This window comes from Coleofasciculus sp. G3-WIS-01, from assembly GCF_040223135.1.
GTDB lineage: Bacteria > Cyanobacteriota > Cyanobacteriia > Cyanobacteriales > Coleofasciculaceae > Coleofasciculus.
Genome location: NZ_JAVJZI010000127.1, coordinates 1 through 6,813 on the forward strand (window position 1 = coordinate 1; position 6,813 = coordinate 6,813).

Consider the following 6,813-nt stretch of genomic DNA (forward strand, 5'->3'; position numbering starts at 1 on the left):
GACTTGTATTTACATTACCACAATAGTAGAACGTTATCCGAATTATTTGACTGGCGAATTTATTCGCTACCTAGACGGTTCGCTCGGTTTCATCTCCCAGCTAAAGAGCGTGGGAGCCTTCACCCATCGCTTGAACGGTAATTCCCAGGAAACATGCTACCGGAACGTCTCTACGGCTGCGATCGCGGATAATCGTTATAATAGGGCAATCTGATCGCCGATGCAATTCTCATGAGCCAGAGTCTGGAACCTACCGTTCTACCTCCTCCGTTCCCGGATCATACCCAACTCCCTGAATCAGATGGCGAATTCGTGAAGAATTTTCAGGAGCATCCCCAAAGCCTTATTCTCACAGACTCCCTCGGACCTATTCTAGAAAGAATTCATCCCGATGGACAATATGCCATTGGACAAGATTGTGGCATCTACTGGCGACAGACAGAACCCCCGGAAAAAGGAGCAGAAGCTCCCGATTGGTTTTATGTGCCTAATGTTCCCCCAAAATTAGATGGTCAAATTCGCCGTTCTTACGTGATCTGGCACGAATTTATCGCACCAATGATTGCTTTAGAATTTGCCAGTGGCGATGGTTCCGAAGAGCGAGATCAAACGCCTTTATCCCGCTCATCTCAAGGAAAAAAAACGAAACCCGGTAAGTTTTGGGTTTATGAGCAGATTCTCCGGATTCCTTACTATGGTATTTTTGAAATCAATCGGAACCATTTAGAGGTTTATCATCTAATCAATGGTTCCTACCGCCCGATGTCTCCTAATTCGCGAAACCACTATCCCATTGAACCTTTAGGTATCGAATTAGGATTACTCCAAGGAACCTATCAAAATCAAACTCAAATTTGGTTGCGCTGGTGGGATAGTCAGGGTAATTTACTCCTAACAGGAAGTGAGAGAGCCGAACAAGAAAGACAACGGGCTGAACAAGAAAGACAACGGGCTGAACAAGCAGAAATTGCCCGAAGAGAAGCCATTCCCAAATTATTCGCAATGGGATTAACCGCAGATCAGATAGCAGAAGCCTTAGGTTTACCCATTGAGGAGGTTAACTCCCTAGCAAGAGGAGGCGATTGAAATCGCTGCTACACTGGCCCTTTCGTCCGCCTGCGCGGACTGGTTTATAATAGGGGTAGCTAACCCGGATTTGGTATTATATAGCAACCGCCATAGCTGTTAGGACACATCATTTATGTAGAGACGCGCCATGGCGCGTCTATGTAGAGACGCGCCATGGCGCGTCTCTACAATGGTGCCTTTGTCCTAATCGATGTGTCTACTGCGATCGCGCCACAAAAAAGGCGAGAGGGTGGAAGGGAGGTATGGAGTTGAAATAGCAGTAAACTCAAGGCAATTAAGCCAATAATCAACAGTTGCAGCCCTTGGATTAATGAGGGAATCGTCATTTGCCCATCCATATTAAATAGGGGATACGCCTTTCCCCTCACCACAATCCCCCACAGATAAATCAATCCCAAACTAATTTCTAACCCAATCACCGCCCACAGTAGCCAGACGCCAGAGGATTGAATCGTGGGGGACTTACTTCTCATGGATGAAAATAGGAATAAATATCTTCGGCTAAACGCAAACCAATTCCCGGAACTTCAGCAAGCTGTTGTACTGATGCTTCTCGAATATAATCAATGGAACGAAAATGTGCCAATAGCTGTTTTTGGCGCACAAATCCTAATCCGGGAATTTCATCTAAACGAGAACGGCGTAATTTATCACTGCGTTGCTGTCGATGGAAACTCACCGCAAAACGGTGCGCCTCATCTCGTAAACGCCGCAATAATTGCACCCCCGGTTGTTCTGCATCTGTGGGGAGGGGAAAGGATTCACCAGGGAGAAAAATTTCCTCCCGTTGCTTAGCTAAACTCACTACCCGGACTTTATCCAATAGGTTCATATCCTGCAATACCGCCACCACGGCGGAGAGTTGTCCTTTACCGCCATCAATCATAATTAAATCGGGAAAATCATCAGAGATCCCCTGTTCTCTGGAAAGGGCGGGTTTAGTTATGTTATCGGTTTGTGGGGAAATGGTATCAGTGAAAAGAGCCCCTACATCTGGGTTTTCCTTGTGGTTTGAAAGAACGGGTTTAGTTATGTTATCGGTTTGTGGGGAAATGGTATCAGTCAAAAGAGCCCCTACATCTTTATATTTGCGAAAACGGCGACGAATCACTTCAGCTAAACTGGCAAAATCATCGGAATGACCAATCGTTACTGTGGGATTTTTGATCTTATAGTGGCGATAATGTTGCTTAGCTGGTATTCCATTAATAAACACCACCTGAGAGGCTACCGCATTGGCGCCCTGAATGTGAGAAATATCATACCCTTCAATCCGATGGGGTAAATCGGGTAAATCTAAAATAGCGGCTAAATCCTCCATGGCTTGGGTATTGCGAGCTGCGAATTTCTGAGTCCGTTCCAACTCATATCTAGCATTCCGTTCCACCATTTCAATTAATTCGGCTTTAGTTTGCCGTTGGGGAACTAAAATAGTAACTTTACGCCCTTTCCGTTCACTTAACCAATCTACCAATAATTCCGCATCCGATAACTCATGCTGAACTAAAATCTCACTAGGAATTTCTACCGAGTCAACGGTTTGGTAATGATCTTCTAATACCCGTTGTAAAATAGCCCCCAATTCAATTCCCCCAGTCGGAACCTCGGCGAAAAATCCCAACCGCCCCACTAACCGACCGGCACGAATCTGGAATAATTGAATACAAGCATTATTGGCATCTGCCGAGAGCGCGATCGCATCCCGTGATACGGTATCATCAGGTAGGGCAACTTTTTGGTCAGCACTCAGGGCGTTCAACCCTTTAATCTGATCCCGAATTTTCGCGGCTAACTCAAAGTTCAGCGATTCCGCCGCTTGTTCCATATTCCGAGTTAGGATATCAATCAGTTCCCCCGTTCGTCCCTGAAACACCATCGCCATTTTTTGCACTGTATGGCGATACTCCTGGGGCGAAATTAGCTGTTGACAAACGCCAGGACAACGCCCAATATCATAGTTAAGACAGGGACGGTCTTTAAACAGAGGACGAGGGCGCTGGCGTTGGGGGAAAATCTGCTTAAGTAGGTGTAATGTACTTCGCAGCAACCCGACATCCACATAAGGACCATAATAGCGATCCTTTTCCTTTCTCAGGTTACGCTTGCGGGTAATAAAGATACGCGGATAGTCTTCTGACCAAGTAATACAAACATAGGGATATTTCTTATCATCTTTGAGCAGCACATTAAAATAAGGCTGATGCTGCTTGACTAAATTCGCTTCTAATGCTAGGGCTTCCGCTTCCGTATCAGTAACAATGAACTCAATCTCCGCCACCTGACGCACCATCATAGCGATACGGGGGCTTAGGGGTTGGGCGTTACGGAAATAGGAACGAACGCGCGATCGCAGCTTCTTTGATTTACCAATATAGAGGATGCGATCGCTCCCGTCACGCATTAAATACACCCCAGGTTCGCCGGGGATTTCTTTCAGGCGAAGTTCTAGGCGATCGGGATTATTGACTAGAGGGGTTACTTTAGCAGAGGATACCACAGATGTTGATCATCTCGCTTACTCATCTTATCCTTATGATAAAACCTTTTTTTATACATGAGACATGGAACATTTTATCCGGACAAGAGGTCAAAGGGAAAATCGGATAATTCTAGACGGTTTACCCAAGAAAACTATTAGGAGTTTGAACAATGAAAAAAATACTCATGCTCGCCGCCAGTCTCTTTATAATATCAGCAGAATCAGCTCAAGCTTGTAGTTGTTTACCCTCTACCCCGGAGCAACATTTTGAATCCGCTAATGCAGTCTTTTCGGGTAGAGTTTTTAATGTCGTCACTCCCCGACAAAATCCCAGACGTCTAGAATTCTCGTCCCAACAAAAAAGAGTCATGTTTGAAGTTGCCGAAGTTTGGAAAGGAGAAGAAAGACGCCGATTAATGGTGATGACACCAGAGTCCAGCGCCAGTTGCGGCTTCAACTTTGTGGAAGGAGAATCTTACTTAGTCTATGCCTCAATTTCAGATAATAAGTTAACCACATCCCTGTGCAGTGGGACAAAGCTATTAACTCAAGCCCAAGAGGATTTAAAGATGTTAGAAAACCAAGAAACGCCTTCAGATACTGTCCCCTTAAAATCCTTATCTAAAGGCTTATACTCTGCAATAGGAAAACCATTTGAAACGGTGATTCGCAATTCCGAAAATTGGCAGCAATTTTGGACAAATTTTAATGAAAATTCTTCTCAAACACCACCCTTACCCCAAGTTAACTGGACGGAAAGCATAGTGATTGGAATTGGGTTAGGGAATAAACCCAATGGTGGATATAGTATTGAAATTAAAGATATCGTGATCGAAGAAGGTAAGCTGGTGATTAATGCTGTAGAACAGCAACCCGGACAAAACTGTGTTACAACAATGGCAATCACTCAACCTTATCATTTAGTTACGGTAAAACGAGTAGATTTACCTGTTCAATTCAACCGTAAAACTGAGATAATGAACTGCGATTAACGTCAAGAAAGGAAACTGAGAACAGGGAATAGGACACAGAAAATGGGGAAAGGTTGTTCCATGACTTAAACCCTATTACTCTGCTGTATCAGTCAAAAACTGTATTCAGTTTGCTCATATCCAGGATTATTTCTGACAAAAAACTCTGCGTCCCTCTGCGCTTACCTCTGCGTCCCTCTGCGTTAAAAAAAATCCCCGCTACCGGACTTAATGTCAGACAGAGAAGGGTCTAGTGGGTTACAGCGTATATAAAATTTAACAGTTATTTCCCTAATTAAATATCCGCCTAACCCACCCCACAATTACAATAAAATAATTAGGGCTTGATCAAAGCGTTTCCAGTCCAATCTACCATGAATACCCCAGCCCACATCATGATTAATATGCTATGCCTAGGGCGTCAGGATACCGCCAATATCCTCACCCCAGTCGTAGTCGGTGCATTCCTCCCCGATGCTCCCATGTTTGTATTCTACTTTGTTGAAAAAGTGATAAAAGGCACACCTGAAGGAATTATTTGGCGAGAAGCGTATTACAAAGAAAACTGGCAAAACTTTATTGACATTTTCAACTCCATCCCTCTAATTATCTTTGGTTTATTTTTCACAGGCTGGTTAGGTTCCAAAATAGGAATAATCTTTTTCTCCAGCATATTTTTACATATTGTCGGTGATTTTCCCCTGCATCATAATGATGCCCATCGGCATTTTTTCCCCTTTTCCAATTGGCGGTTCCAGAGTCCAGTTTCCTATTGGGACCCCAATCATTACGGCACAATTGTCACCATTGTGGAAATCCTCGCCGTCATTATCAGCTGCGTTGTACTATTCCAAACCTACCAATCCATGACAGGTAGAATTAGTGTGGGGCTAATTGGAGTTTCCTATTTAGCCTATTTCATCTATGTTTTTACCGTTTGGGTTTAGGTCATGTTTCCCCTAAATCGGTCTATGATCGGGCAAGACGGGTCTATGGGGGCTAAAGTTTCCCTGAACAGGAAATTCTGCCAGACAACCCCAGGGGGAGCGATCGCGCTTTTGGCAAAGGCTATAATTTTAACCAATCTGGCAGGTTTTCACCCATCGCCGGACAAATGACAAATGACGAAAATGAAAAATGACAAAAATGAAAAAAGTATTTTTTTTACTGGGTGAACTTAATGATGATGACATGGATTGGATGATCGCGGTGGGAAACCGAAAGGAAGTTGCCGCCGGAACCATCCTGATTGAGGAAGGCAAACCCATCAATACTCTCCTGATTCTGCTGGAGGGAACGTTGTCGGTATCCGTTTCAGCGTTGCAAGGCAAGACAATCGCTCGACTAACCAGTGGTGCGGTTGTGGGGGAAATGTCCTTCGCAGATACTCGTCCTCCCTCTGCTACCGTTCAAACTGTGGAAAACTCTCTAATATTATCGATTCCTCGCCATCATCTGCTGGAAAAACTCCAAAAAGACCAAGGATTTGCCTCACGCTTCTATCGCGCGATCGCTATTTTTCTATCTACTCGACTGCGGGGTACGGTTCGATATCTGGGTTATGCTACAACTGATTGGCTCAAAGACGATAGTGAGACCGAAGAACTATCCCAAGAAGTCGTTGATAATGTACCTCTTGCCCAAGCCCGATTTGATTGGTTACTGAGGCGTTTGCGAAATAATGAGCATGCGGTGCTTCCAGAGTAATGGGTGCAGGGGAGAGGGGGAGAGATTCTCGAACTTGTGTATTATCCGATACATCTTTGTGTTCAATCCCTCCGTCCTATAAAAGATTTGACTTCCTCCCGATCTAGAGTTTAGCCTTTTTTCGGTGGACTCGCAGCCTCTTTATCAACCTTGGGTACAATGTCAGGACGTTCCTTATTTTCCCAACCGACTGGACGCTTAGAGTTATACCAGGCGATAGAGCCAAGCACTACAGCAGCAATAAAGCCGACAACATAAACCAATGTAAACGAGAAAGGAAATTGAGACCCTTGAGCCGCTGCTGCTTCCATTAATAAATTCATAGATTCACTCCTTATCCTATTTTGGTTATCCTATCAAAACTTGACAGACGTATCTATCACCGCTTCTAAAAACCTAGACAAACCTACCCATAAGTAATTCTGCCTTGGTATAAGTCCACGGTGTAACTTTTGGTCGATAACCGTTAACGCTTATGCTTGGCTGATACCCGGCATTGTTGCTCGATATCAGCCTTAACCAACGGCTCCCAGTTAGAGACGCAGTAGTAATCGTGTCTACGATTAA

Annotated in this window: 8 protein-coding genes; 5 read left to right on the forward strand and 3 right to left on the reverse strand. The window is 44.4% G+C overall.

Annotation, left to right across the window (positions count from 1 at the left end; translation table 11 throughout):
* The coding region (locus RIM23_RS12635) for a hypothetical protein (RefSeq protein ID WP_446367560.1) at positions 1-214 on the forward strand (214 nt) is incomplete at its 5' end.
* Between the two features lie 17 nt (positions 215-231).
* Positions 232-1,086 (forward strand): Uma2 family endonuclease, encoded by an 855-nt coding sequence (locus tag RIM23_RS12640; protein WP_446367562.1) that lies wholly within the window; start codon positions 232-234, stop codon positions 1,084-1,086.
* Between the two features lie 167 nt (positions 1,087-1,253).
* Here RIM23_RS12640 and RIM23_RS12645 read toward each other — a convergent pair whose 3' ends face one another.
* Positions 1,254-1,562, reverse strand: a complete 309-nt coding sequence (locus RIM23_RS12645; protein ID WP_446367564.1) for a hypothetical protein — start codon at positions 1,560-1,562, stop codon at positions 1,254-1,256.
* Positions 1,559-3,586, reverse strand: a complete 2,028-nt coding sequence (gene uvrC, locus RIM23_RS12650; protein ID WP_446367566.1) for an excinuclease ABC subunit UvrC — start codon at positions 3,584-3,586, stop codon at positions 1,559-1,561. The genes RIM23_RS12645 and uvrC overlap by 4 nt, the downstream gene beginning before the upstream one ends.
* Before the next feature lie 152 nt (positions 3,587-3,738).
* On the opposite strand from uvrC, the gene RIM23_RS12655 reads away from it, so the two are divergent.
* From RIM23_RS12655 to RIM23_RS12665, 3 genes are all read left to right on the forward strand, one after another.
* Positions 3,739-4,560, forward strand: a complete 822-nt coding sequence (locus RIM23_RS12655) for a protease complex subunit PrcB family protein (protein WP_446367568.1) — start codon at positions 3,739-3,741, stop codon at positions 4,558-4,560.
* Positions 4,561-4,913: 353 nt separating this feature from the next.
* The gene (locus RIM23_RS12660) at positions 4,914-5,486 is read left to right on the forward strand and encodes a hypothetical protein (protein WP_446367570.1); all 573 of its coding nucleotides are present in this window, start codon (positions 4,914-4,916) and stop codon (positions 5,484-5,486) included.
* 199 nt (positions 5,487-5,685) lie between these two features.
* Positions 5,686-6,246 (forward strand): cyclic nucleotide-binding domain-containing protein, encoded by a 561-nt coding sequence (locus tag RIM23_RS12665; protein WP_446361151.1) that lies wholly within the window; start codon positions 5,686-5,688, stop codon positions 6,244-6,246.
* 110 nt (positions 6,247-6,356) lie between these two features.
* Here the strand turns inward: RIM23_RS12665 and psb35 are convergent, their stop codons facing one another.
* Entirely contained in the window at positions 6,357-6,569 is a 213-nt protein-coding gene (gene psb35 / locus RIM23_RS12670; protein WP_446335292.1) for a photosystem II assembly protein Psb35, read from the reverse strand.
* Between the last annotated feature and the right edge of the window lie 244 nt (positions 6,570-6,813).